Genomic DNA, 25774 nt, shown 5'->3' with positions numbered 1-25774 from the left:
CATGTCGCAGGCCGCGACTGTTTACCGCCTGGGGATCAAGGAGCTGTGGAGCCTGGCTCGCGACCCGATGATGCTGGTGTTGATTGCCTATACCTTCACCGTGTCGATCTATGTCGCGGCCACAGCGATGCCGGAGACGCTGCACAAGGCGCCGCTCGCCATCGTCGATGAGGATGCATCGCCGCTCTCGATACGCATCGCCACGGCCTTCTATCCGCCGCGCTTCAATCCCCCGGCGATGATCCCCCTGGCCCGTATCGATACGGGCATGGATGCCGGGGATTTCACCTTTGTCATGGACATTCCTCCCGACTTCCAGCGCGATGTGCTGGCCGGCCGATCGCCCGCGATCCAACTCAACGTGGATGCCACACGTATGAGCCAGGCCTTCACCGGCAGCAGCTATGTTCAGCAGATGGTGTTGGGCGAGGTGACCGAATTCGTCCAGCGTTACCGCGCAAGCACGGAACTGCCGGTGGAACTGGCCCTGCGCGCGCGTTTTAATCCCAACCTGGAGCAGTCTTGGTTCGGCGCACTGATGGAGATCATCAATAACGTCACCATGCTGTCGATCATCCTGACCGGAGCGGCACTCATCCGCGAGCGCGAGCACGGAACCATCGACCATCTCCTGGCCATGCCGGTGACGCCCGCCGAGATCATGCTATCCAAGGTGTGGTCGATGGGCCTGGTGGTGCTGCTGGCCGCGTCAATTGCGCTGGTGCTTGTCGTGCAGGGCATCCTGCGGGTGCCGATTGAGGGCTCGGTGGCACTGTTCCTGGTCGCGGCCGCACTGCATCTCTTCGCCACGACCTCGATGGGCATTTTCATGGCCACGCTGGCGCGCTCGATGCCGCAATTCGGCATGCTCGCGGTGCTGATCCTGCTGCCGCTGCAATTGCTATCGGGCAACTCGACCCCGCGCGAGAGCATGCCGGAGCTGGTGCAGAACCTGATGCTCGTCGCCCCCACCACCCACTTCGTCGCCAGCAGCCAGGCCATCCTGTTCCGCGGTGCCGGCCTGTCTGTCGTCTGGCCGCAGTTCCTCACATTGCTCCTGATCGGCGCAGCGCTCTTCACCATTGCGCTCAATCGGTTCCGCAGGACCATCAGCCAGATGGCGTAATGCGGAGGTGATCCGGCAGGGTCTGGACGCCATCGCCTGGCGCCCATTGCGCAAGCCTAGATGCCAAGCGAGAGCGTGTGTGCTGCCGTATGAACCTAGGTATTACGTCGGGCAATGCGCACGATCTCTTGTGCAATGTCCTCGGGTGACAGAATGAAATCGATACAGCCGCTCGCAATCGCGCTCTCCGGCATGTCCGGCCGCTTGGCGGTGGCGAGTTTCTGCGCAATGGTAATACCCCCCACCTCCTTGATACCGCACAGGGCCGCTGCACCATCGCCATCGTAGCCGGAGACGATGACTGCGATCAGTTTGCCGCTCCAGTGCTCGGTGAGTGAACGCAGAAACACCGTAATCACGTCCGGCCAGCCCCGGGGTTTTGAGATGGGTTCCAGATGGAAGGCCCCGTCAAGGATGTGTAAGTCACGCTGTTCAGGGATGATAAATACCCGGTTCTGCCGGATCAATAAGTGGTCCGTGATCAGCTCGACGGGCATTTTCGTGTAATGCGGGAGGATCTCGTGGAGCAGGGTGGCGACCGTCCGCAAGTGATTGACGATGACGATGGCCACCCCCATATCGGCCGGCAAGTGCTGGAGCAACCGGATATAGGCGTCGAGGCCACCGGCAGAACCGCCCACACAGACGACTGGGAAATCTCTCGCATCGGCCTCGGTTTTCATTGTTGCTCAAGTGCTTTTTTGGATTTTGAGACGAGTATGCATGGAGCAAACTGGCCAGACAAGCGCACAGACAAACCACACCAAAGGCAGAACCCATGAACTCAGAAGCACTCTATGTCGATCTTGCCGAAAACGAGGTCATCACCATCGCACTGTTGGCCGACAAGAGCCTCCCCGTCGATGCGTTCGCAAGTAAATACAAGCACTTAATTCAAGAACACTACAGGGCGCGCAACCAGGACCGCGACGATTACGCCGCCTATCGCGAGGCCGAAGCCTTACACGCGTATCTCATGAGAACCTGAACGCTGCGCCCACTTCGGTTATGCCAGCAGCGGACTTGGTCGTTATCCCGCCCGCTGAACCTCAGGCCCTGCGTGTGACACCCATCCAGAGACTAGCAGGCTGTCGGACTTAGTGATGCAACCGATTGAATGCAAAGAGTTTCATCTTTTGCGCCAAAAAGTCGTTTTCCTGTTTAATCAATCGGTTACGCCATCAAGTCCGACAGGCTGCTAGGAAAATACTCGCAGCGTGCCTGGCGTAACCCGGATGGAGCGCGAGCGGAATCCGGGTACGACCTCGCGGGCTACCGAAAGATTAGTGGCTTACCGAAATCCACTTGCCGCCCCATGTGATTTGGCGTACAGACCCGGCAAGAGCACCAGTGTATTTTCCCCCACATTCGTGCTCGATACGCGCGCGTACCCGCTCACAGTCAATCGACGCGCAATGTGAGTGGGTGCATCGGCCATTGGACAGGCAGAATGGTGTCATTGTGTGGGTCAAGGTGTCCTTGGTTGTGATCGAGCTGCTGGCAACCGAAGCCCGCATTGTTATCGCCGCGGTCGAGACCTACCTGAAGTATGCCGAGGCCATCGGCCTCACCGCTCCATCGGCCGCGCCGCGGCACTAGGCATTGACCCCGGGCGGCATTTTCCCCGGCCGGGCCAGGTGGCAAGCCGCGCCTAACCGCTTGATTGCGATGCGCGGGGAACCGCGCGACCCGACGCTGGATTCCGTAACCTGATTCGAGGAGCAAACCATGTGGAGTCTTACTGAGGACATGGGGCGGCTACGCGATGAGATCGCCCGCGAGCGGATCGCCCGCCAGACCCTAATCAACGATAACCGCCAGGAAGTCGCCGACGCTGCGCACGCCTTCATGCGTGATTTGAAGGTCAGCGTGGAAACCATGCGGGTCGATCGCATGGCCTTCCTCGCCCGAGTTAGCTGCGCCGTTGCCGATAGCCGAGTCGAAGCGGCCGATCTTCAGGCCAAGCGCAAGCAAGAGGTCGCCCACCTGCTGGATGACTTCCAGCGCGCCCGGGGCGTGATGGCCATTGAGATACGGGCCGCCGACCAGTCCTTCGTATCCGACATCGCCCGAACCGCCCACCAGTTACTCGGTGAGTTTGCCGGCCAACGCAGCGCCGCCCGTCAGGCGTGGTACGGCCAGGCATCGCCGCCGACAGCCCTCCGCCCCCAGCCCGCACCAACCCCGAAGAAGCAAGACCCGGTCCAAACCAAGCCCCAGGTGCAGGCGAAGGCTCAGGCCAAATCGACACCGAAGGCGCGGTACAAGGAGCCGCCGATGCCGGCGGAAAAGTCGGCGATGGCCGTGGCGATGGACGACGCCCAGGCGACCCGTTTACCGGGCGAGGAAGACATGCCCGACTAGCAGGAACGGACGCTGGCGCGGCCGCACGCGAGGCCGCCGCCAGCAGCCACGCGGCCCCAACCCCAACGCGTCCGCCACTCCCTGCCCACAAAGGCTACTGCTAGTCGTCATGCTCCTTGGACTTCTTGTGATCGTCATCCTCGCCGCCTGATTCCGCGTCAGACCCGCCCGCGTCCGAGTGCCGGTCTTTCCGGTCCCGTCCTTCACGTTCACCCTCATCGGCCTCGCCCTTGCGGTGACACTCTATGCAATTCTCATAGTTGCTGATGCCCTCCTCCACATGCTTCTCGCGGATCTTGGAGCGGGAGTGCTCATGGCAGCCGTAACAGGTGTAGGTGCGGTAGTCACGGCCGACGTGGCAGGTGTTGCAGGATGCCGCGTGGTCGCCGGTGAGGCTGAACAGGGACTCGTGGTCAAAGGTCGCAGGCGTCCAGGCGCGCTGCGAGTGGCACTGGCCGCAGGCGCCGATCGCGCCTTGGTGCATGGCGTCCACGGGCGCCTGATGACAGCCGCTGCACTGATCGCGGCGGGCGACCTTGAGCAGGTCGTGCGAGAACCGGCCGATGGGGCGGAAGGCCTTCACCCCCTTGTGGTCGCTATGGCAGGCGATACAGTCCGGTTCAAGCAGGTCCTGATGGAAGGGGGTGAGTTTGCGCTCATTGGCGATCGCGAATCCTGTGGTGGTGACGAGTCCGATCTCCGCGGGCTTGTGGCACTTCACGCACAGCGCCGGCCGACTGCCGATGAAGGGCCGATGACAGGCGAAGCAATCGGTCTCGAACGCTTGGTGCGCTGGCATCACCGGCCCCGGTTCAACCATGAGTTGCGGCCAGAACACGGCAATCAGGATCAGAATGACCAGATTGGCGGCGACGAGGATGAAGACGAGTTGCTTGTTCATTGCCACTGCCAGAACAGTAAGATGCTGAGAATGTGCGCGAGCCCCAGCACGCCGAAGGCCAGCGTGATGGGGAAGTGTACCGCCCGCCACTGCTTCATCACGTCCACCGTGACCGCGTCCCAGAAGACCTCTTTGTCGATGGTCGCCGGGCTGTCGCCGTGGTCGGCATGGAACTGACGTTTCGCGAGCAGGTCGCGCCGTGAACGGCCCAGCAGGTATTGACCGGTCATGCCGCTGGCCAGAGTCACCAGCATCGCCAGCAGGGCCAGCCAGGGCAGGACCGCATAGACGTGAATCCCGGCGTGGACCAGGATCATCAGCGCGCCAATCCAGGTCAGCACCTCATGCAACCGTAGCAGGGTCTTGGGATTACCGGAATTGATCAGCTTGCGCTTGCGCATGGAATAGAAGAACGAGAGCAGGATCAGGAGGGTCCCGGGGATGCCCAACCAGCGACCGATCCAGTAGAGACCGAAGACGTGTAGCAGGGCATCGGTGATCGCAGTCGCGACGATCAAGGACCCGAACAGCAACAGGAACGGAACGAATTCTTTACGAACGATTGAGCGATTCATCGGGACCTCTACAACGTCAGGGTCAGATCGGTCGTCGGGGTAGAAATACAAAGTAGGCAATGGCCCGGCTTCAGATCCGCGTCGGGCGCCTGGGAATACGTCACCGCACCGGACTCGATCCGGGTCTGGCAGGTGCCGCAACTGCCGGCCCGGCAGCCGGAGTCCACCACGATCCCCTGCCCCTCGGCGAGATCGAGCAGGGACGCGGCAGCGCCGTCCCACGACACCGTCTTGCCGGAGCGGCTGAATCGCACCACGCTGGTATTGGCTCGCGTGGTCGACACGTGCACCGCGCGCGTGTTCAACGAGGCTGGACCGAATGACTCGTAATGGATGTCTGCCGCCGGCACCCCCTGCGCCGCCAGCGCGGGTACCAGTGACTCCATCATCGCCGGCGGACCGCAGACATAGAATTCATGGCGGCGGAAGTCCAGGGTCCGTTGCAGCAGTGCCAGATCCACGTATCCCTGTTGCTGATAGTCACGGCCCAGCAGGTCATCCGGGTCGGGCACGGCGTAACAGCAATGCAGATGGAACCCCGGCTGGCCCTCGCTCAGGGTCTTGAGGTGTTCCGACATGATCCGCTCGGCGCCGTTGCGCACCCCATAAAAGAGCCAGACCTCGCGCGGATCGGCACGATCACTCATGGTGTTGAGGATGCTCAGTAACGGGGTGATGCCGATCCCGCCGCCGATCAGCACGACTGGCAGGACGCTGTCCTGCGTCAAAAAGAAGTGACCGGACGGGGCCCGTGCCCACACCCGGGAGCCTTCTTTGAGTTGGTCGTGGAAGTGATTCGACACGACCCCCGCCGGCAGGTCCGGTCGACCGGGGGGCGGTGGGACCCGCTTGATCGACACCCGGTAGCAGTCGGTGCGCGGACGATCCGACAGGGAGTAGCAACGCACCAGGGTCTTCGGCGGGCCGCCGGTGGGGTCCGGCACCTCCAGCTTGAAGGTCAGGTACTGCCCGGGTCTGTAGGTCGGCAGCGGCTGGCCGTCCGCCGGGGACAGGTAGAAAGAACAGACCGCGCCGTTGCCGTCCTCAATCACGCGGCGTTGCACCACGAACTCCCGGTGGCCGGGCCAGGCCGGGGCCTGCGCGACCGGTGCGGGGTCAAGGCCCTGGTCCTGCTCCGGCTTACCGACCATCCGAACCGCCCCGCCAGCCCCACCCTCCCCTCGCCGCTCCAGCACCCGCAGTTGCGCGCGCTGACGCAGCCACCCGAACAGTCCAAATACGGCCACCTGGGCCAGGATTGCCGCAGTGATCAAGAGCACCAGGGTGGCATTTGACATGCTATGTATTACTCACTTACGTTTGTAACCGTCGATCATCCGATAGCCTCAAACGGCCGTGAGGACGTCGCGCACCCGGTCCAAGCGCCCGCGCACCTCGGCCGCGAGCTCGGCGATCTCCGGCTTGTCGACGAGTTGCAAGACCGTTTGCGGATCCATTCAGCAGTTTAAGGGCAGGGGAAAGGGGCGTCCGTACGTTGGCACACAGATTAAGCGCTTCGTTGGCCATCGCTCGTCGATCACCGACTGTCTAGTTCGATGGAGCCATTTTACCCCCCCCAAGCCCAGTGCTTCGGACCGGTCGGGAGGTTTTTCACAATCGCTCAGGCCGGGAGCGCACTGACGCGTACCGCCACGTTCAGCGATGGGTGCCGATCGGGCCGGCCCAGTTAGCTTCCCGCAGGTGCATTGCGCCTCGAGCACCCGAGGCTCGGTGACCTGGCAGCGCGGCGCCGGCAAGTCGAACCCCTGGCGGGTCTCCACCACCGCCGCCATACCGCATCGCAATGGCCCGCCGGGGCATGCTTTTAAATGCGCTCTGGCTGCGCCACGCACTTGAGGGTATGAACGGTGTGGCCCCTCGGGGCTCCCGTCGGCCATCTTCGCCACCCCGCCGCCGAGCACCGACGCGATCAGAAACAGCATCGCCACGTGCAGCCTAGAACCGCTTGCGGATCGTCAGCCACAGCTCAGTCGAGCTGTAATTACCCCCCACCGTATTGCTCTCATCGCGCGTATACAACACCTGCGGGCGCAGGGACCAATCGCGAGCAAAGCCGTAGGTCAGTCCGCCGCCAATCTCATAGATATCGTCGCTGCGCCGGTAGAATGAAACCGGCTCGAAATCCGAGTCGGTCAGGGTGCGGTCCCCGAGGTAAGCGTTGTGTTCCCAGAGTCCTAACAGAAAGCTGCCGAGGCTTGCAGAGAAGTCCATGCCAAAGTTGAACTCGGCCCCAAAGAAGTTGCTGTTGCCGTCGGGCCTGTTATGGGTCGCCCACTCGCGACCGCCGTTAACCGAGAGGGTCAGCGACGCCTTGCCGTCCAACAAGGCGTGCGTCCAACTAGCGGTGACTTCTGCGATGTCGCGACTGCGTTGACGGAGATCTAGGGGATATCGCCGCGTCCGGAATTCGCCCTCCACTTCGATCCGATTATCGGCATTGACAGCGAATGACCGATCGACGAACACCCCGTAGTCGTTGCGATAACCGGGATGTCCCCGGTAACTCGCCCGGCCGCGGACCCCGATCGCCTGGCTGCCATGGGGGAGCGACTGCTTCACCGCCGCATTCCAGCGCAGGTCCGAGTCGTCCCGCCGCTGGGGATTGTCGTAGTACCGGAATCGGTAGTCCAGGGTGGCGTCCACCGTGACGTCGTCGCTGGCGATATAGCTCACCCCGCCGCCGGCGCGCGCCTTCCAGAACCAGTCTCTGGCCGGATGACCGCCCGCGGCATTGGTGGAACGGGTGACGTTCTCGCGGTAATAGCCGCCGCCGGTCTCCGCGTAGCCGAATCCGGAGAGCCGCCGTCCCGCCGCGTAGTCCCGCGCGCTCCGGGCGTAGATCTCGGCCTGTTCATGCAGATCGGGCGGCAGATTGTCGAAACGCAGTACCTGCTCGAATTCGAGGACCGCGCGGGCATACTCGCGACGCTCCAGATAAGAGCGACCAAGCGCCAAGTGATTGGCGACGGGGAGCGCATCCGGGTAGGCCGCGGACGGGACGCGCGTCGGCTCGGCTGCATACCCCGCATCGCCCAATAACAGCGAGGCGCCGAACAGACCGGCTGCAAACCCGGCACCGGTCGACCCGGCTTGATTTGTGCTCATATAGAACATAATGAGCCGGAGAACCCGGCGCGCGAGACTCTAAGCCTTTATTATGGCGAGCTCGCCATAATGGCGCAACTGGCGCTCTCGGTCGGCGCCGAGGCGGAGGCCATCCGACGAAGCCTGATCGTCACGTGCCGCCCGGAGGCCAGATTTACACAACAAACGACGTCGCGTAGATACGTCGCGGCCGGGGGCCGCTCCTACCCGCGTAGGAGCGGCCCCCAGGCCGCGACGGGTTGCCGCAAGGACAGTTCTAGCCGGCGCGATGACCAAGGCCGGGATGCTTGCCGGCAGCCGCGCCCGTCCCGCTCGCTGGCCTTACCTGGCGTCTTGGTGTGGAAGTGATGCGCCAACAATGGACGCGGGCCGGCGCTTTGGCTATTCTCACACGCGACCTATGGTGCGGCGCGGCGGCCAAGGGACGGCAGTGCCCAGTCGTGTGCCTGGCCGTGAAGCGGCAAGACCTGTTGCGTGACCGTCGATGCTACCGTTGTCTCCACCGGCCGCGTACCTCCCCGTGGCCAATTCACACTCTCTCCCCAGCGACACCGCCCACTGCGGTCGAGGTAAAGTAATGAGTATGCTCGAAAGAATTGTTGCAGGCTTTCATAGCTCGAAGATCGACGGTCTGGCCAAGACCTTTACCCGCATCGGGTGGACCGGTTTCTGGCTCCAGTTGGTGCTGGGGTCTATTCCAGTGCTTCTGATGTCCTACGTCTTCGTTTTCTCAGGGAGTTTCTCAGGTCCGCGCACCGGGCTGCCGATCGTCGAGTTTCTGAGCACGGCCAATCTGCTGGTACTCCTGTTCACCATCGTCTGGTTCTATCGCTATACCGGTCTGGCCAAGCGGATCGCGGATCCCCAAACGCGCCCCACGGAATCGGCGGTGGTGGGCACCGTCTGGACTGGCCTGGTGGCGAGCAGCCTGGGTCTCCTGTTCTCCATGCTGGTGATGCTGCTGGATGTGGGGCAACTGCTGTTCTATTTTCTGTCCGCTCCGCAAGCGGGCATCCAGGCCGTCCAGACGACCACCGGCGGGTCTGCCAGTTGGGTCTCAGCGGTCGACCTGGTGAGCCTGATGGCCCTGATACTGACGCTCGGCGCTGAGGTGGTCACCCTGGTGCTCGGTCTCTGGCTGATGTTCCGCACCACTCAGACCGCCGACGAACTCGCCAAGGGATGAGGCAAACCCAGGGGGTCGAGCCAAGACCACCGATGCGCATAGCCTCCTGGTTCGGCCTCGCTGTATCCCGGCGGCGTCGCCGCCGGGTCCTGGCCATCGGCCTGTTGTCACTCATCGGTGCGGCAACGCTCTGGACCTGGTGGGCGGAGGGCCATCCGCGGCAGGAGCGCCAACTGCGGGTCCTGGTCCATGACCGACTCGCCGTCTGGTTTCCGCGGGAGATGGCCCCCGACGATGGTTGGCACGGCATCCATCTGCGGGACCGGCCCGCCGGGGCCTCGGTCGGCCGGGTCCTGCTGATTCATGGTCTGGACGAGCCCGGAAGCATCTGGGACGACCTGGTGCCGGCCTTAGGCGGCGCCGGTTACGAGGTCTGGGAATTGCGCTATCCCAACGATCAGGGCATCGACCGCAGTGCCGACTATCTGGCGCAACACTGGCTGGACCTGCCACCGGGGCGCCCGGTGGTGCTGATTGGGCATAGCATGGGCGGGCTGGTCGCGCGGGACTTCGTCTCCCGGTTGCGTCATCCGGTGGGTGCGCCGGCGCGGGTCGCGGGTACCTCGGTGGCCGGCGCGATCCTCGTCGGCACCCCCAACCAAGGCTCGGAATGGGCCCGGCTGCGGGTCTGGCTGGAGTTGCGCGACCAATTTCCAACCGGCCAGGGGCGCCGTTTCTCACTGTTCGCGGCCCTGCGCGACGGCACCGGCGAGGCCAAGATCGACCTGCGGCCGGGGAGCGATTTCCTCCGGGCGCTCAACGCCCGGCCCTGGCCGGCGGCGGTGCCAATCCGCGTCATCGAAGGCCAGCTACTGGACCCACCCGCGGACCTCTCCACCGGGCTCGCGGCGGCCGCCGCTGAGGTCCAGTCCGATGAGTTGCGGCAGCGGCTGAGGGCCTGGTGGTCCGGCATTGGTCAGGACTTGGGCGATGGCGTCGTGACCCTGGAGTCCGCGCGACTCCCCAATGGGGCGCCGCCGCTGGTGCTCAACGCGTCGCATCGCGGGCTGCTCTTGCGGCAGTTGCCAGGCGCCCCGGAGCCGCCGGCCATTGCGCCGATTCTGCAGACGCTGCATGACTGGCGGTCCATGACCCCCGCCCAGAATGAACACGAATCGGAGTAACACAATGGGATCCAAGCTGATCACACTATTGAAATGGGCCACCGTGCTGATCCTGGCGGTGGCCGTGACCTTCCTGGGTGTACGCGCCTATGACGCCCAGCAAGGTGCGCCGCTGGAGCCCTGGCATACCTTTGTACCGCACGAGTTGTCCGCCGATGAACTCGATCAGGCAGATTGGGCAAAGTATCTCGAGGTGGAGAAGACCATCTTCGAGGAGATCCGTGTCAACGTCACGCAACGCCTGGCACCCGAGGAGCGCATCCCCGCCAATCGCTATTTCCAGGACAGCCCCGTCAATCCGGAAGGGTTCGTCCAGGATTGGAATCGTTCGTATACGTTGGAGCCTACCGGCACCCCGGTCGGCGTGGTGGTGCTGCTCCATGGTCTGACCGATTCGCCCTATAGCCTGCGCCATATCGCGCGGCGCTATCAGGAGCGGGGCTTTGCGACGGTCGCCCCCCGCTTACCCGGTCACGGCAGCGTGCCCGCCGGGCTCGCGCAGGTGCAGTGGGAGGACTGGACGGCCGCGACCCGGCTGGCGGTGCGCGAGGCCCGGCGCCGGGTCGGCCCCGGGGTGCCACTGCACATCGTGGGGTTCTCCAACGGGGGTGCGCTCGCGATGAAATACGCACTGGATGCCATCGACGACCCCAAGCTCCCGCGCGCCGACCGGATCATTCTGATCTCACCGATGATCGGCATTACCGCCATGGCGCGTTTTGCCGGGTTCGCCGGTCTGCCGGCCCTCTTGCCGCGCTTTGCCAAGGCCGCCTGGCTGTCGATCATGCCTGAATTCAATCCGTTCAAATACAATTCCTTCCCGATCAACGGGGCGCGTCAATCGTCACTGCTCACGCGCGCATTGCAACCGCGGCTCGCCCGCGCCGCCCAGGAGGGTCGACTGAGCACCCTGCCGCCGATCCTCACCTTCCAATCGATCACCGACTTCACGGTCAGTACCCCGGCCGTCGTCAATGCGCTCTATGCGCACCTGCCGGAGAATGGCAGCGAGTTGGTGTTGTTCGATCTCAATCGTCACACCGAATTCGGCCCCTTGCTGCGCCCGAGCACCGAGACCATGCTCGCGCGGCTGCTGCCGAAGGCCCCGCGGCGCTACCGCACATCGGTCGTGACCAATGCCAGCGCCGGCTCCGCGGAGGTGGTCGAGCGGGTGACGCAGGCCGGGGCGACGACGGAGCAGGTGCGCCCGTTGGGATTGACCTATCCCGGCGATGTCTTCTCGCTCTCCCATGTGGCCCTGCCATTCCCCGTGACCGACTCGCTGTATGGTATGACCCCCGACCTGTCCGAGAATTTCGGCGTCCATTTGGGGTCAATCGCCGTGCGCGGCGAGCGCGGCGTCCTGATCGTCAGCCTGGACTCGCTGATCCGCATGTCATCCAATCCCTTCTTCCCCTATTTGCTGGACCGTGTCACCGAGCAGATCGACACCCCAGTCGGCGGCGGTCAGCCCGCGCCGGGGCATTAGTTATCTATGCTCACGCCAAGGCGCCAAGCTCGCCAAGAAAGACCATTGGCTAGAGATCATCCGACGGGTGAATTGCCCACTGAAACACCTTGGCGAGCTTGGCGCCTTGGCGTGAGCAATGCCCGAGTTTAGGTTGAACCTAGAAAGAGCAGTTCGTCCGCAAATGAACGCAAATGAACGCCAATAATCAAGAACTTGGCCTGGGTCACCAGCTCACCTCGCGGGCGACGACGGAGCTGAAGTCAAGCATTTGATTCATTTGCGTTTATTTGCGTTCATTTGCGGACAATTGCTTTTTTCAGGTTGAAGGCTCCGGCCCGCCGTCAGGCTTCCCGGCGGGGACCGCCCGCAGATCGCTGCCCTTGAGTGACTCCCAAGTCACATACAGCGTGGGCACGAAGACCAGGGTGAGGAGCGAGCCCACCAGCAGCCCGCCCATGATGGCGAAGGCCATGGGACCCCAGAAGACCGTCGGGGCAATCGGGATGAGCCCGAGCACGGTGGACAGCGCGGTGAGCATGATGGGGCGCAAGCGCGAACTGCTGGCCTCGACCACGGCGTCCCAGATTGACTGACCCGCCCGCCGCTCCTGTTCGATCTGGGTGATCAGGATCACCGAGTTCTTGGCGATCATGCCGATGAGGGCGAGCACGCCCAGGATGGCGACGAAGCCGAGTGGCTTATTCGCCAACAAGAGTGCGGCGACCACGCCGATGAGTCCTAACGGCACGATACTCAAGACCATGATGAGCAGCGGGAAGCTGCGCAACTGGAACATCAGTACGCTGAGCATGATCAGCAGCATCAGCGGCACCACCGCCATCACCGAATTGCGTGACTTGGCGCTTTCCTCCACCGTGCCGCCCGGCTCGATCGAATACCCCGCGGGCAGCCCGGTGGCGATCTCGGCGATCTTGGGCGTGAGTACCTCGACCACCGATTCCGGCAGTACCCCGGGGCCCACGTCGGCCTGGACGGTGAGGGCCGGCACCCGGTTGCGCCGCCAGATGAGTGGGTAGTCCTGGCCATACTCGAAGGTGGCGATCTGGTTGAGCGGGATGGTGCGCCCGTTCGCCAGTGCCACCGGCAGGGTCTGGAGGCTCGCCACCGAGAGCCGCTGCCCCTCCTGTTCGCGCGTCACCACGTCGATCAGGAAGATGCCGTCGCGCACCTGGGTGACGGCGGTGCCGGAGATGTTCGTATTGAGCACCGCCGCAATCGCCTGGGAACTCAGCCCCAGGAGCCGCGCCTGGTCCTGGTCGATCCGCACCGAGACTTGCCGGGCTGGCTCCATCCAATTGAAATTGACATGACGGCCCCCGCCTTCGGCGATCCCCTGGGCCAGCTTGAGCGCGATCTCGCGCAGTTGCACCGGGTCCGGGCCGATCGCCCGGTATTGGATGGGCCAGCCGACCGGCGGGCCCAATTCCAAGGGTGCGACCCGCCCGACCGCGCTCGGAAATTCATCCTGCAACACCGTCTCCAGCTTGGTCGCCAGCCGATCGCGCGCGGCGACGTCCTTGGCGACGATGACGACCTGGGCAAAGAATGGATTGGGGAGTTGTACATCCAGCGGCAGGTAGAAGCGCACGGCGCCCTGGCCCACATAGGTGCTCCAATGGTCCACATCCGGGTCTTTCCCGAGGATGGCGTCGAGGCGTTGCGCCGCGCTTTCGGTGGCGTGGATCGATGCGTTTTGCGGCAGGGTGACATTCACCAGCAGATCGGGGCGATCCGAACTCGGAAAGAATTGCTGCGGGACCAGTCGTAGCCCATAGAGCGAGCCGAGGAAGAGCGCGATCGTGACCAGGATGGTCAGCCAGCGCACCCGCATGGCGCCACTCAAGAAGCCACGATAGGCGCGCATGGCCGCCCCCGGCGCTTGGGACTGCCCGGTACCGCCTTTCGGCGCCACGAGCAGCGCCACCCCCAGGACCGGCGCGAAGACCACCGCCACCAGCCAGGAGACGATCAGCGCAATGGCCACCACCGCGAAGATGGAAAAGGTGTATTCGCCGGCCGTGCTCTGGGCGAAGCCGATGGGGACGAAGCCGGCGATGGTCACCAGGGCGCCGGCGAGCATGGCAAAGGCCAGGGTCCGATAGGCATAGGCGGCGGCGGTGAACTTGTCCTCCCCCAGCGCCAGACGACGGGTCATGGCATCCACCGTGGTCATGGCGTCGTCCACCAGCAGGCCGAGCGCGATGATCAGCGCACCCAATGAGATCCGGTGCAGGTCGATATGCACCAGACCCATGATGGCGAATACCAGGGCCAGCGTCAGCGGGATCGACAGGGCCACCACGGTCCCGGCGCGTACACCCAGGCTCAGGAAACTCACGGCCAGGATGATGGCGATCGCCTGCCAGAGTGAGGTGGTAAATTCGTTGATGGCCTCATCGACCGTCACCGGCTGGTCGGCGACGCGGGTCGCCTCGATGCCGATCGGCAGGTTCGCGACGATCTTCTTCATGGCCTTGCCGACGTTCTCACCGAGGGTGAGGATGTCGCCGCCCTCGCGCATGACGATGGCAAGCCCCAGGGCCGGCTGGCCGTTGACGCGGAACATCGGCTGGGGCGGGTCGGCGTAGCCGCGGCGGACCTGGGCGATGTCGCCCAGGCGCAGCATGCGGTCCCCGATGGCGAAGTTGACGGCGAGGAGATCCGCCTCGGAGCGGAAGGCCCCGGAGACCCGCAGGGAGATGGCCTCGTCCCCGGTCTGGATGACGCCGGTGGGGCGCACCACATTCTGGGCCTGGAGCGCGGCGGTGAGTGCGGCGGGATCGAAGCCCAAGCCAGCGAGCTTGGCCATGTCGAATTCGACGAAGATCCGCTCGTCCTGGGCGCCGAGCACGTCGACCTTGGCCACGTCCGGTACCCGCAGGAGCTGGGAACGCACGTCCTCGACATAGTCGCGCAGTTCCCGATGGCTGAAGCCGTCCGCGGTGAAGCCGTAGATGATACCGAAGGTGTCGCCGAACTCGTCGTTGAAGCCGGGGCCGACGATGCCGACGGGTAGGGTATGGCGCATATCCGCCACCTTCTTGCGCACCTGATACCAGGTATCCGGAACGGCTGAGGGCGAGGTGCTGCCCTTGAGATCCACGAAGATGGTCGTGGTCCCGGCATTGGTGAAGCTGCGCAGGTTGTCGAGGTTCGGCACCTCTTGCAGGGTGCGCTCCAGGCGTTCAGTGACCTGGTCGAGCGTGTCCTGGAGGGTCGCCCCCGGCCAGGACGCCCGCACCACCATGGTCCGGAAGGTGAAGGCCGGGTCCTCCGCACGGCCGAGCTTGAAGAAGGTGCCCACGCCCGCCCCGACCGCCACGATCATCAGGAAGACCACCAGTGAGCGGTTACTGATGGCCCAGCCGGAAAGGTTGAAACCCGTCATGGTTTAGCCCCTGGCTTGACCTGAGCCGGCGCCGCTGTTGGCGCCGGAACCTTGATCTCGGCCTGGATTTCCGGTTGGGCCTCAGCCTTCAGCGGCGCCTTGGTCGCCCCCCCCTGCCCTAACAGCCGCACCTGCTGCCCGGGGCGCAGTGTCTGGACCCCGGCGGTGACCACCAGTTCCCCGGCATCGAGTCCTTGGGCGACCAGCACCCGGTCCAGTTCATAGCGCGCCACATCGATGTTGCGCAGCGCCACCGTGTTGGTCGACGGGTTCAGGACCCACACCGCAGGCGCGCCCTGGGAGGCGGTGAGCGCCGAGGCCGGGACCTGGATGCCCGAGGTACCGCCCAGATGGACCGAGCCGGTGACGGTGGACCCCAGCCGCATGGCGTCCGGCGGGTTGTTCAGGCCCACCCGGACCCGGAAGGTGCGGGTTACCGGGTCCGCCTGAGGGGAGACCTCGCGCACCCGGCCGGTGGCGCGGACCTTGGGGTCGGAGCTTAGGACCACCTCGACCGGGGCGTCCGCGGAGGCCCGATCCTTGACCCGGGCCGGCACGTCGAAGACCGCATCCCGTCCGCCTTGGCGGGCGAGTTGGACCACCATTCGCCCGGCGGCGACCACCTCGCCCGGCTCGGCCCCGCGGGCGGTGACGGTCCCGGCGCCGTCGGCCACCAGATTGGTGTAGGACAGGGTGTTCTCGGCGGTGGCTACCTGCGCCTGGACCGCGTCTACCTGGGCCTGCGCGGCCTGCCGGGCCTCCACTGCCCGATCGAACTGGACACGGGAGACGAAGCCCCGCGGCAGTAGGGGCTCGTAACGCGCCACGGTATTACGCGCCTCCGTCAGGCGTGCCATGGCGCCGGCCAGGCTGGCGCGGGCGGCATTGAGCGCGTTGCGCGCGTCGGCCGCGTCGAGACGCGCGACCACCTGACCGGCGCGCACCCGATCGCCCACCCTCACCGAGCGCTCGAGCAACTGGCCGCCGACCCGGAAGGCCAGATTGACCTCGTCCTGGGACTGCACATTGCCGGTGAGGGTGACTGTCTCGCCACCCGGGAGTTCCTCAACGGTGACGACGCGCACCGGACGGATCGGCTCCGGCTCGACCTTAGGCGCCTCGGCCGGCCGACAGGCGCAGAGCAGGACCGCCAAGGCGAGGACGCCGGGTACGGACACCCGGCGGACCCTCGATGCCGCGCGTACCGCGGCGGCGCGCTTGGTCAGGACTGACTTTTCCAAGAGGAAACCTCCAGCGCTGGATATCCGCGCCGATGCATCGCTAAGAAGTGGGATTTTATCAGCGATTCCACGGTCGCTGATTCCCGATGTTTGATCCGCGTTACCGTGAAAGTCAGGCCGGGACCCGGTGGGAGCGGCTTCAGCCGCGACGGGACCTCGCGAGCGGCCAAGGCCTCGTCGCGGCTGAAGCCGCTCCCACGGGCGACGTTCATCGCCCGGTCTGCTGCCATGGCCGTCAGACGTTCGCCGCGGTCACGGCGGTCCGCCCGCCCGGGGTCGCAAACCCACGCGCCACGGCCTTCTCGAACTCGACCACCAGGAAGATCGCGACGCCGATGCCGACCGGTAACAGCCAATCGCGCGGGCCCAGGGGCGCCGTGTGGAACCAACGATTCAGGAAGGGTGCATACACGAAGAGTAGTTGCAGTAAGACCAGTACGCCGACGGCCAACCAGACCACGCGGTTGGTGAACCACAGTCGGAGCGGCAGGCTCGAGGCGTGCAGGAAGCGGCTGTTGAACAGGAAGAACAACTGCCCGAACGCCAGGGTGTTGACGGCCATCGTCTGCGCCGCTGCCACCGAATAGCCGCGACCCTCCTCAAAGAGAAAGACCGCGGTGGTGGCCGCGCCGATCAGCACCGAGACCAGGGCGATGCGCCAGATGAAATACCAGCCCAGAATGGGCGCACCCGGACGCCGCGGCGGTCGGCTCATCACCCCCGGTTCGGCGGGCTCGAAGGCCAGCGCCAGGGACAGGGTTACCGCGGTCACCATGTTGACCCAGAGGATCTGCACCGGCGCCAGCGGCAGGGTGAAGCCGAACAGGACCGCGACCAGGATGACCAGGGCCTGGGCGCCATTGGTCGGCAGCAGGAACAGGATCGACTTTTGCAGATTGTCGTAGATGGTCCGGCCTTCCTCGATCGCACGCTCGATCGACGCAAAGTTGTCGTCCGCCAGCACGATCTCGGCCGCCTCCTTGGTCGCCTCGGTCCCCTTGATACCCATGGCGACGCCGACGTCGGCGCGCTTGAGCGCCGGGGCGTCGTTGACCCCATCGCCGGTCATCGCCACGACCTCGCCATTGGCCTGGAGGGCCTGGACCAGCCGCAGCTTATGCTCCGGGCTGGTGCGGGCAAAGATGTCGTACTTGGCCACGATGGTTTGCAGTTCCTCGTCGCTGGCCGCCTCCAGCTCGGCCCCGGTGACGGCCCGATCGTCCGTGGTGATGCCCATCTCGCGGCCGATGGCACTGGCGGTGCCGGCGTGGTCGCCGGTGATCATCTTCACCGCGATACCCGCCTGGTGGCAGGCGGCGATGGCCGTGATCGCCTCCGGTCGCGGTGGATCGATGATGCCGACCAGGCCCAGCAACACCATCCCATCCAGATCGGCGACGCCCAGATCGTCCTTACCCGACGCGCTCTCGCGGCTCGCGGCGGCCAGCACCCGCAGGCCCTCGCCGCTGAGACGGTCGATGTGGGCCTCCCAGAAGGCGCGCTCGAGCGGCTCCACGGTGCCGTCGGCGCGGCGTTGGCCGGAGCAGCGCTCCAGCAACCGGTCAGGCGCGCCCTTCATCAGGATGCGCCGGCCGCCCCCGGGCAGTTGGTTCAGCGTGGCCATGAACTTCAGATCGGAGTCGAAGGGCACGACGGCCAGGCGCGCATAGTCCGCCGCAGCGAAGTCGGCCTTGCGGGCCAGGGTGCGTAGCGCCCCCTCGGTCGGCTCGCCGATGACCCGCCAGTGGCCGTCCTCCTCGGCGATCTCGGCGTCGTTGCAGACCGCCATCGTCTCGATCAAGGCCTCCAGGTCCGGGTGGGCCGCCACCGCGATCGGCTGCCCGTGCAGCGACAGGTGACCCTGCGGGGCATAACCGATCCCGGCCGCGTCGTACTGTTCCACCCGGGTGACCACATGGCGTGCCGTCATCTCGTTGCGGGTGAGGGTGCCGGTCTTGTCCGAGCACACCACGGTGACGGAACCCAAGGTCTCGACCGCCGGGAGTTTGCGGGTGATGGCGTTGCGCCGCACCATCTCCTGGACGCCGAGTGCCAGCGTGATGGTCATGATGGCGGGCAGGCCCTCCGGGATGGCGGCCACGGCGAAGCCGATCGTCGCCATCATCAGCTCCTCGAGCCCGAAGCTGTGCAGGAACCAGCCGATCAGGACCATCGCGACGGCCATCCCCAGGATAATCACCGAGAGCACCCGGCCGAAGGCGGCCATCTGCCGCGTCAGTGGGGTGTCCAGGGTCTGCACCTCCGAGATCATCCGGTTGATCCGGCCCAATTCGGTGTAGGCGCCGGTGGCGGTCACCACCCCGGTGCCCTGCCCGGCCGCCACCAGCGTACCCGAGTAGGCCATCCCGCGCCGATCGCCGATGCCGGCGGCGTCGTCCACCGGCTCGCTGCCCTTGGTGCTCGGCACCGACTCGCCGGTCAGGGCGGATTCCTCAATGCGCAGATTCACCGCCTCGAGCAGGCGCAGGTCCGCCGGCACCCGGTCGCCGGCACGCAGCCGCACGATGTCGCCGGGGACCAGCTCGGCCGACTCGACCTCCACCCACTCCCCGCCACGGCGGCTGTGGGCGTGCAGCGAGAGCATCTTGCGGATGCCCTCCAGTGCGTCCTCGGCCCGACCCTCCTGGATGAAGCCGATGACGGCGTTGATGACCACCACCGCGAGGATCACCCAGGTGTCGATCCAGTAACCCTTGAGCGCTGTCGCCACCGCGGCGGCGATCAGGATATAGATCAGGATATCGTTGAAATGTTGCACGAAGCGCTTGAGCGGCCCGTCCTTCGGTGGGCTCGGCAGCCGATTGGGACCGACGGTCGCGAGCCGCTTGGCCGCCTCGGCGGCCGTCAGGCCGTCGGCCGTGCTGTGCAGGGCGTGCAGGACCGCGTCGCCTTGCAGGGCGTAGGGGTCGCCGAGTTCGAAGGCGCGGGAGGCCGCGGCGGCCGGCAGGGGCTTACCGTCAACCTGAGCGGCGACGCGATACAAAGGCTTGGCGGTCGCGTCCGGCCCGTCTGCGTCCAACGCCACCGCAACGGCGCTCGCCGGGGCCGCCGCGATCGCCGGCCCCATCAGGATGGCGAGCGGGCGGGTGTGGGCGCTCGCGTCGAGCGCGATGATCAGGGCCGTGGTCAGCGGCACCGCCAGGAACATGCCGACGGTGCCGAACAGCCAGCCCCAGAACAACAGGGCAATAAAGACCGCCAGCGTCGAGATGCCGAGCCCCTTGCCCATGATCCGCGGCTCGATGACATTGCCGATGGCGGTGTTGATCACCAGGTAACCGGCCGCGACCATCAGCGCAGTGCTCAGGTCGACCTGCACCAGCGCCAGCAGGACCGCCGGGATCATCATCAGGATATTGCCGACCACCGGCAGGAAGTTCAGGAAGAAGGCCAGCACGGCCCACAGGATGGCGAAGTCGATCCCGAAAAACCACAGCAGCATCCAGATACAGACGGCGGTGGCGAGGCTGGTCAGGGCCTTGATCCGCATATAGCGATTGATGTTATCCAGCATCCGCGACAGGCGCGCCTCGCCGGCCTGGGTGATGTGAAAGGCCGCCTTCAGCTTGGGCGCCATCGTCGGCACCTCGAGCAGGATGAAGATGACGGTGAGCAGCACCAGGAGCCCGTCCGCGAAGACGCCGCTGGCGCTGGACAACAACTGAGGTACAAAGGCCATGAGCTTGGCCGGGTCCATCAGGTCGGTCGCCGCCGCGTCCGGGTGGTCCACGCCCGTCCCCGCCATCAGGCCGCCGAAGTGCTGGACCAGGGCCGTCAAGCGTTCCTGATAGCCCGGCAGGCTGTCCTTGAAGCCCTCGAGCGCACCGGTCGTCATCAGCGCGATCAGGCTGCCGACATCAAGCATCACGAAGGCGATCAGGATCAGGGCGCCCCACTTCGGCACGCCCTTGCGGCGCATCCAGGCCAGCGCCGGGGTGGCGACGATGGCGATGAAGACGGCGAGCAGGATCGGCGCCAGCAGCGGCGCCGCGGTCTTCATCAGGGTCAAGACCAGCGCCACGGCCCCAGCGACGATCAGACCGCGGGCGGGCGCCGAGAAGGCGGATAGGGCATTCATGGTGACGGTGGCTCCTGCACTAGGATTGTGTGAACTGGGACAGAACTGGTACAGGAACGCGGCCTTGATCATGGAATGGATCAACAAACCGGGCGCCACGGGGCACACCGGGACTTCTCGACGCCGTCCCTGGCGATGACCAAGCCGTCGGCGCCGCCGACGACATTGCTCGGGGCCGACCAAGGGCCCAGGTCCACGCTAAACGGCTTTCGGGAACTCCCCGGCGACCTGGGTGGTCCGGAACATCAACCAGAGACCCAACACCAAGGCGATCACCTCGGCGGCGAGCATCTGCACCAGGGCCAACAGGCTCACCAGATCGACCGCGGAGACCCAGCTGGAGGAGACGCCGGCCACCGTCTGAATGGTCGCGATACCCGCCTGGGGTGCGGAGAGGAAATAGAAGAGGAGTTGCCCCACTTCCAGCAGCATCACCACCATGGAGAACAGGATGCCCAGGCTGCTCGCGACCAGGCCAGTCCACACGGTCGCGAGCACCGCCGACTCGGTCGGACGCGACTGGGGATCGGCAATCCGCTTACCGAGACCGGCGTAGCGATAGAACCACACGATCGTAAACAGGAGCACCAGCATATTGGCCAGGCTCAACAGCCCGACGATCGGCAGGCCGCTGCGCGGGCCCGAGACGCTGCCTGAAAACACAAAGACATAGAGCATCACAACCAAGGGGACGGAGCCCAGCACCACCTGGAGCCAAAAACCGATCCGTCCCAAGCGGGTAAAGGTCTTGCCCAGACCCTCGATCTGCGCGCCATGCAGACCCTCAACGACTTGCTTCAACATACTCATGAGTGACACCTGGCCGCGCGTGACGGTCCGTCTGGGTGAGCGATCGAAGCGGAGCCGGGAGGCCCCGATCCGGACTTAGGGAGCGGTTGCCGAAGATAGCATCAAGCGAAAAAAAAACAAGCGAGCTGGCAGTAACGCGCAGCCGATCGCCCACCCCGATCGCCCACCCACTTGGCGATTGAGCAAGATCACGGTTATGCTTGAACCTAAATCCGGGAATCGCTCACGCCAAGGCGCCAAGCTCGCCAAGTAAGACAATGGGATGCGTTCAGTGTCCGGCTCACCCGCCGGGTGAGTCGCCGAACATCGATAAAGCACTGAAGAACCTTGGCGAGCTTGGCGCCTCGGCGTGACAATTGCTTAGTGAAGGCTCTGGCGATCTGCGCTGCGTAGCACCGGTGTCCGGTCACCCGCTGCGGCGTATAGCTTGCGTCCTAGTGGCACCGTACTATTTCGGACGTGTTGATTCGTATCGTGAAAAACATTCGCATTCTTAGCGCATTCGCGTGATCGCCGCTGTTTTCAGGTTGACCGGCCCAGTGCGGGGAACGGCCGCGAGCCTCTTCCTGTGCCTCCTGCTCGCCGGCTGCCAATCCTTGCCGCGGCCCGCGGATCGGCTTGAAACGCCGGTCCTCGGAGCCCGTCTCGACGCGGCGCTGCGGGTCCTCGCCTCGCCCCGCAGCAGCGACCCGCAGCGCGCCCAAGCGAGGGTCGACTATCGGGACTTGGTGGCGAGCCACCTGCCCGAACTGCTGGCGGACGCGGCCCGGCCTGAGCACGTGCGGGGCCCCGGGTCGGCTCCCTTGTCGGCCCCGGCGTTGGTCGCGCTCGGCAATGATCGGCCGGGGGTCTATGCACCCGCCACCTTTGCGGACATAGCGCCGGTCATGCGCCCTGACGTGACCGAGCCTGGCCTGCACCGCGCCGGTCTGGGGCTGTCGGCGGTGGGTCGCATCGTCCCCGGTGGCGCCAATGCCCCGCTCGCGGGTTATCAGGTCCCGCTCACCCTGTTGGCCTGGCCGAACCACTCGCCCGCGGGTTGCTGCGATGCCGCGTTGGTGGACCCCGACCGCATCCGCTCAGTACCCACCCGGTACGGCAAGGTCGCGGTCGCGATGGACTTGGAGGCGCCGCTGGACGCCACCCGCGCAACCGGTCCGCGTAACTGGGATGGACTGACCAATCTGCTGCGACCCGACCGCTTCCGTGGGCGACCACGGATCGTCTTCTTGCAGCCCTTCGACCCTGCGAAGACCCCGGTGGTCCTGGTGCATGGCCTGATGTCCACGCCGAGGATGTGGGGATCAGTGGTCAAGCCGCTGCTGGCCGACGCGGCAATCCGCGCCCATTACCAGTTCTGGTTCTTCTATTACCCCACCAGCCAGCCAGTCCCGCTGTCCGCACTCCAATTGCGCGAGGCCCTGGACGACACCACGCGCTACCATGGCGTGCATCGGCCGATGATCCTGGTCGGGCACAGCATGGGCGGCATCCTCGCCCGCGTGCAGGTCTCCCACGTCGAGCTGGATGAGGCGGCGACCATCAACCCAAAGATCAAGGAATTACCCGAGACCAACCCGGTACGGCGCGCGCTGGTCTTTGAACCGAGAACGGATGTCAGCCGGGTCGTCTTCATGTTCACACCGCATCGCGGCAGTGCGTTCGCCACCAACAGCATCGGCGCCTGGGGCATCCGTCTGATCCGCCTGCCCGAAACGCTGATCGGCGAGTTGGCCCATTATGCCCATCTGGTTCCCGACAGCCTGGACGGGCGCCTGCCGACCAGCATCCACGGCCTGTCTCCGCAATCGCAGTTCCTGCGTCTGCTCGATGGCACCCGCCCGAGCGTCCCGTCCCATTCGATCATTGGCGACCGCGGGCGGGGCACCCTGGCGACCAGCTCGGACGGTGTGGTCCCGTACCGCAGCGCGCATCTCGATACGGTGGAGTCCGAGGTCGTCGTCCCCGCCGGGCACAGTGGTATTGGGCATCCCCAGGCCATTGAGGAATTGCGGCGCATTCTCCACGAAGGAATGACCGATGCGCCGGCTGGGCCTTGATCATTATTCCGGCCACCCCGCGAACATTCGGCGCGGCCTGGGGGCCGCTCCTACCCGCGTAGGAGCGGCCCCGGCCGCGACGGGTTGCCGCAAGAACAGGTCTAACCGGAGCGATGGCCAAGGCCTGATGTCAAGCGGATGTTGCCTACCGCGACCCAGCGGCAGGCCGTGAAGCGAATAGATTCAAGCCCAGTTGTTGCGACAAAAAGCCGGCCGTCAATTGCCCCTTGACGCTGTTGCCGGCGGCGTCGAGCAGCGGCGCGAAGGTCGCAAGGCCGCCCTTGCCGGGAGCGACCGTGATCAGGCCGCCGCTCACCCCGCTCTTGCCGGGCAAACCGATCTCATAGAGCCAGTCGCCGGACGTCTCATACAGCCCGGCGGTAACCATCACGGCGAGAATATGCTGGCAGAGGCTGGGGGCGATGACCTGCTCGCCGGTCAGCGGGTTGACTCCGCCGTTTGCCAGGGTGGCCGACATGACGGCCAAATCTCTGGCGGTCACGCGCAATGAACACTGGCGGGTATAGATATCCGTCGCCTCAACCGGATCGGAATAGATCCGGTCATAGCGCTGCAATAACTTGGCAATGCCCGTGTTGCGCTGGTTGGCCGCGGCCTCGGACTGGTAGACCGCCTCATCCAGCGTCAGTGTCCGCCCGGCAAAGCGGGACAAGCCGTCGGCAATGAACTGCCACTGCGCGGTAGCGGTGGCGCCGGGTGCCAGGCTGGTGGTCGCGATGGCGCCGGCATTGACCATCGGATTGGTCAATCCGTCGCCGGCACGTTCCACCGCAATGACCGAGTTGAACGGCAGACCGGTGCTGTTGACACCCAGGCGCAGACGCGCCTCGTCTTCCCCGATGGTCTGGCAGATCAGGGCGAAGACAAAGGGCTTGGAGATGCTCTGGATCGTGAACTCAACGTCGGCATCGCCGGCCGTGAAGCACTGTCCGGAGACGCCCGCCAGACAAATCCCAAAGCGCTGGCTCGGCACCTGGGCGAGGGCCGGAATGTAATCGGCCACCCGCCCCCCGTCATTCGACTGGAAGCGAGCATGGGCCTCGGCCACCAGGCCCTCGACCACCTCGGGGGCGGTCAGGTGGCCGGTGGAGACACAGTCAGCGATCGACATAGGCAATACCGTAGGCAGGCCGCTGCCGTGGTGGCACGGCGGCGGTGCTAAAGGTGCTAGGATGGGGCATTACCCGGTTCCCAACTAAAGCGTGGGAGCGCAAAGAAGGCTTGGGACAGACTCTGGTTCCAACTGTATGCGAGTGCCTCGAGCTCCGGCGAGCCGTCTTCCAATTTCAGCCGATGGGAGAGAAACAACTGGTCGCGCGGGCAAATGGCGACCTCGAACGGTGGTCCCACCGACAGGTTGGAGCGCGCGGTGCCAACCATAGACACCAGGCAAAGGCGAGCCCCATCGGCGAGCGAGAGCCCCGGGTGCGCAATGCGATCCAGTGCGGGCTTCCCATATTTGCTCTCGCCGATTTGTAGATAAGGCGTCTCGGGGGTGGCGGCGATGGCGTTGCCTTGGGGGTAAATCAAGAACAACCCATGGGCCTCGCCCGCAATCTGCCCGCCCAGAATAAAGCTGGCCTCCGCACTCACCCCGGCCTGCCGCAGGGCCGGGCCATGCTCGTTCTGTACCGCCTGACTCAACTGGCCGATATAGGTGGCCGCCTCGAAGAGGTAGTTGACGTTGCCCAGGGTCGCGGTGGGGGCCTGCTGAAAGGGGCTGGGTCTGGGATTGGCGGCCTGGTCGAGGTCCCGGCGGATGCGGTCCAAGACCTCCCGCGTGGTCGCCAGGCTCCCGGCGGCCATCAGCACGAAGAGCCGGTCCGGCGCGGGCTGCAAGACATGGAGTTTGCTGTAGGTCGAGATATAGTCGACCCCCGCGTTGGTGCGGGAATCGGACACCATGGTCAGGCCCTCATCGAGCAAGAGTCCCACACAATATGTCATGGCAGAAAGGTCCTCATGGTCCAGGGGTCTTTGTTCGTCAACACGGTGCGCTCGCGCGCCAACCGCCGACTGTGCCGGGCCCGCAGTATAACGCCCGGGGCACTGCCCTTGGGAGCCGTCGCCTTGAGTATCCCGGGGCTGGAGTGCAAGGCTTTACCGTGAAAGATTGGGGAGCCGCGGACCAAGCTCCGCCCTGGCCCTTGGACGGCCCTGAAAAAAACTGCGGCCCTCGCCGGTTGTTCAGGCGGGGAGGAAGCCGTGCTTCGTGAGCATCTTGATCCAGCGTGGCGCGTTACGGGCCACGCTCATGGCTT

18 protein-coding genes and 2 pseudogenes are annotated in these 25774 nt (G+C 65.2%); 8 read left to right on the top strand and 12 right to left on the bottom strand.

Annotation, left to right across the window (positions count from 1 at the left end):
- Position 1: 1 nt before the first annotated feature.
- A complete protein-coding gene (locus QZX93_RS15825) occupies positions 2 to 1126 on the top strand; it encodes an ABC transporter permease (protein WP_295391697.1) in 1125 nt (374 codons plus the stop codon).
- 95 nt (positions 1127 to 1221) lie between these two features.
- On the opposite strand, the gene QZX93_RS15820 is transcribed toward QZX93_RS15825, so the two are convergent.
- On the bottom strand, positions 1222 to 1809 hold the full coding sequence (locus QZX93_RS15820) for a chemotaxis protein CheB (RefSeq protein WP_295391695.1): 588 nt from the start codon (positions 1807 to 1809) through the stop codon (positions 1222 to 1224).
- Positions 1810 to 1904: 95 nt separating this feature from the next.
- On the opposite strand from QZX93_RS15820, the gene QZX93_RS15815 reads away from it, so the two are divergent.
- The 3 genes and pseudogenes from QZX93_RS15815 to QZX93_RS15810 all read left to right on the top strand — a co-directional run bounded on the left by QZX93_RS15815 (position 1905) and on the right by QZX93_RS15810 (position 3490).
- Positions 1905 to 2114: a hypothetical protein gene (locus QZX93_RS15815; RefSeq protein ID WP_295391693.1), complete on the top strand. Its 210-nt coding sequence runs from the start codon at positions 1905 to 1907 to the stop codon at positions 2112 to 2114.
- Between the two features lie 476 nt (positions 2115 to 2590).
- Positions 2591 to 2725, top strand: a pseudogene (locus QZX93_RS27410) (gas vesicle protein GvpA); the annotation flags it as partial.
- 129 nt (positions 2726 to 2854) lie between these two features.
- Positions 2855 to 3490 carry a hypothetical protein gene (locus tag QZX93_RS15810; RefSeq protein ID WP_295391691.1) on the top strand — a complete coding sequence of 212 codons (636 nt, stop codon included), beginning with the start codon at positions 2855 to 2857 and terminating at the stop codon, positions 3488 to 3490.
- A 100-nt stretch (positions 3491 to 3590) separates the two neighbouring features.
- Here the strand turns inward: QZX93_RS15810 and QZX93_RS15805 are convergent, their stop codons facing one another.
- The 4 genes from QZX93_RS15805 to QZX93_RS15790 form a co-directional block, all read right to left on the bottom strand.
- Positions 3591 to 4391 carry a class III cytochrome C family protein gene (locus QZX93_RS15805; RefSeq protein WP_295391690.1) on the bottom strand — a complete coding sequence of 267 codons (801 nt, stop codon included), beginning with the start codon at positions 4389 to 4391 and terminating at the stop codon, positions 3591 to 3593.
- Positions 4388 to 4966: a hypothetical protein gene (locus QZX93_RS15800; protein ID WP_295391688.1), complete on the bottom strand. Its 579-nt coding sequence runs from the start codon at positions 4964 to 4966 to the stop codon at positions 4388 to 4390. The genes QZX93_RS15805 and QZX93_RS15800 overlap by 4 nt, the downstream gene beginning before the upstream one ends.
- 8 nt (positions 4967 to 4974) lie before the next feature.
- The gene (locus QZX93_RS15795; RefSeq protein WP_295391686.1) at positions 4975 to 6264 is read right to left on the bottom strand and encodes a 2Fe-2S iron-sulfur cluster-binding protein; all 1290 of its coding nucleotides are present in this window, start codon (positions 6262 to 6264) and stop codon (positions 4975 to 4977) included.
- A gap of 658 nt (positions 6265 to 6922) precedes the next feature.
- Positions 6923 to 8092: a hypothetical protein gene (locus tag QZX93_RS15790; protein ID WP_295391684.1), complete on the bottom strand. Its 1170-nt coding sequence runs from the start codon at positions 8090 to 8092 to the stop codon at positions 6923 to 6925.
- Positions 8093 to 8669: 577 nt separating this feature from the next.
- On the opposite strand from QZX93_RS15790, the gene QZX93_RS15785 reads away from it, so the two are divergent.
- Genes QZX93_RS15785 through QZX93_RS15775 form a run of 3 tightly spaced genes read left to right on the top strand, consistent with a single transcriptional unit; the run spans position 8670 to position 11891 of the window.
- The gene (locus QZX93_RS15785) at positions 8670 to 9278 is read left to right on the top strand and encodes a DUF3611 family protein (RefSeq protein ID WP_295391682.1); all 609 of its coding nucleotides are present in this window, start codon (positions 8670 to 8672) and stop codon (positions 9276 to 9278) included.
- 32 nt (positions 9279 to 9310) lie between these two features.
- Complete coding sequence (locus tag QZX93_RS15780; RefSeq protein WP_295391680.1) at positions 9311 to 10402, top strand: alpha/beta fold hydrolase; 1092 nt, start codon at positions 9311 to 9313, stop codon at positions 10400 to 10402.
- Between the two features lie 4 nt (positions 10403 to 10406).
- Positions 10407 to 11891: an alpha/beta hydrolase gene (locus QZX93_RS15775; protein ID WP_295391678.1), complete on the top strand. Its 1485-nt coding sequence runs from the start codon at positions 10407 to 10409 to the stop codon at positions 11889 to 11891.
- 298 nt (positions 11892 to 12189) lie between these two features.
- Here the strand turns inward: QZX93_RS15775 and QZX93_RS15770 are convergent, their stop codons facing one another.
- The 5 genes and pseudogenes from QZX93_RS15770 to QZX93_RS15755 form a co-directional block, all read right to left on the bottom strand.
- Positions 12190 to 15282: an efflux RND transporter permease subunit gene (locus QZX93_RS15770; RefSeq protein ID WP_295391676.1), complete on the bottom strand. Its 3093-nt coding sequence runs from the start codon at positions 15280 to 15282 to the stop codon at positions 12190 to 12192.
- Entirely contained in the window at positions 15279 to 16523 is a 1245-nt protein-coding gene (locus tag QZX93_RS15765) for an efflux RND transporter periplasmic adaptor subunit (RefSeq protein WP_295391674.1), read from the bottom strand. Before QZX93_RS15765 ends, QZX93_RS15770 begins: the two co-directional genes overlap by 4 nt.
- A gap of 235 nt (positions 16524 to 16758) precedes the next feature.
- Entirely contained in the window at positions 16759 to 19611 is a 2853-nt protein-coding gene (locus QZX93_RS15760) for a cation-transporting P-type ATPase (protein WP_366760511.1), read from the bottom strand.
- 42 nt (positions 19612 to 19653) lie between these two features.
- Positions 19654 to 20622: pseudogene (locus QZX93_RS27405) on the bottom strand (AI-2E family transporter); the annotation flags it as partial.
- Positions 20623 to 20820: 198 nt separating this feature from the next.
- Complete coding sequence (locus QZX93_RS15755) at positions 20821 to 21432, bottom strand: DUF3611 family protein (protein ID WP_295391670.1); 612 nt, start codon at positions 21430 to 21432, stop codon at positions 20821 to 20823.
- A 539-nt stretch (positions 21433 to 21971) separates the two neighbouring features.
- Between QZX93_RS15755 and QZX93_RS15750 the strand changes: the two genes are divergently transcribed.
- Entirely contained in the window at positions 21972 to 23492 is a 1521-nt protein-coding gene (locus QZX93_RS15750; protein ID WP_295391667.1) for an alpha/beta fold hydrolase, read from the top strand.
- A gap of 145 nt (positions 23493 to 23637) precedes the next feature.
- Here the strand turns inward: QZX93_RS15750 and glsA are convergent, their stop codons facing one another.
- Together glsA and QZX93_RS15740 are read right to left on the bottom strand one after the other, a co-directional pair.
- A complete protein-coding gene (glsA, locus tag QZX93_RS15745) occupies positions 23638 to 24624 on the bottom strand; it encodes a glutaminase A (RefSeq protein WP_295391665.1) in 987 nt (328 codons plus the stop codon).
- 56 nt (positions 24625 to 24680) lie between these two features.
- Positions 24681 to 25460 carry a 20S proteasome subunit A/B gene (locus QZX93_RS15740; RefSeq protein ID WP_295391663.1) on the bottom strand — a complete coding sequence of 260 codons (780 nt, stop codon included), beginning with the start codon at positions 25458 to 25460 and terminating at the stop codon, positions 24681 to 24683.
- Positions 25461 to 25774 lie beyond the last annotated feature (314 nt).

This window comes from uncultured Thiodictyon sp., assembly GCF_903946935.1.
In the GTDB taxonomy this organism is placed as follows: Bacteria; Pseudomonadota; Gammaproteobacteria; order Chromatiales; family Chromatiaceae; genus Thiodictyon.
This window is presented reverse-complemented; position numbering and strand designations above follow the sequence as displayed.

Coding starts and splice junctions, on each gene's coding strand:
- QZX93_RS15825 (WP_295391697.1), top strand. CDS start 2: ATGTCGCAGGCCGCGACTGTTTACCGCCTGGGGATCAAGGAGCTGTGG.
- QZX93_RS15820 (WP_295391695.1), bottom strand. CDS start 1,809: ATGAAAACCGAGGCCGATGCGAGAGATTTCCCAGTCGTCTGTGTGGGC.
- QZX93_RS15815 (WP_295391693.1), top strand. CDS start 1,905: ATGAACTCAGAAGCACTCTATGTCGATCTTGCCGAAAACGAGGTCATC.
- QZX93_RS15810 (WP_295391691.1), top strand. CDS start 2,855: ATGTGGAGTCTTACTGAGGACATGGGGCGGCTACGCGATGAGATCGCC.
- QZX93_RS15805 (WP_295391690.1), bottom strand. CDS start 4,391: ATGAACAAGCAACTCGTCTTCATCCTCGTCGCCGCCAATCTGGTCATT.
- QZX93_RS15800 (WP_295391688.1), bottom strand. CDS start 4,966: ATGAATCGCTCAATCGTTCGTAAAGAATTCGTTCCGTTCCTGTTGCTG.
- QZX93_RS15795 (WP_295391686.1), bottom strand. CDS start 6,264: ATGTCAAATGCCACCCTGGTGCTCTTGATCACTGCGGCAATCCTGGCC.
- QZX93_RS15790 (WP_295391684.1), bottom strand. CDS start 8,092: ATGAGCACAAATCAAGCCGGGTCGACCGGTGCCGGGTTTGCAGCCGGT.
- QZX93_RS15785 (WP_295391682.1), top strand. CDS start 8,670: ATGAGTATGCTCGAAAGAATTGTTGCAGGCTTTCATAGCTCGAAGATC.
- QZX93_RS15780 (WP_295391680.1), top strand. CDS start 9,311: ATGCGCATAGCCTCCTGGTTCGGCCTCGCTGTATCCCGGCGGCGTCGC.
- QZX93_RS15775 (WP_295391678.1), top strand. CDS start 10,407: ATGGGATCCAAGCTGATCACACTATTGAAATGGGCCACCGTGCTGATC.
- QZX93_RS15770 (WP_295391676.1), bottom strand. CDS start 15,282: ATGACGGGTTTCAACCTTTCCGGCTGGGCCATCAGTAACCGCTCACTG.
- QZX93_RS15760 (WP_366760511.1), bottom strand. CDS start 19,611: ATGGGGCCGGCGATCGCGGCGGCCCCGGCGAGCGCCGTTGCGGTGGCG.
- QZX93_RS15755 (WP_295391670.1), bottom strand. CDS start 21,432: ATGAGTATGTTGAAGCAAGTCGTTGAGGGTCTGCATGGCGCGCAGATC.
- glsA (WP_295391665.1), bottom strand. CDS start 24,624: ATGTCGATCGCTGACTGTGTCTCCACCGGCCACCTGACCGCCCCCGAG.
- QZX93_RS15740 (WP_295391663.1), bottom strand. CDS start 25,460: ATGACATATTGTGTGGGACTCTTGCTCGATGAGGGCCTGACCATGGTG.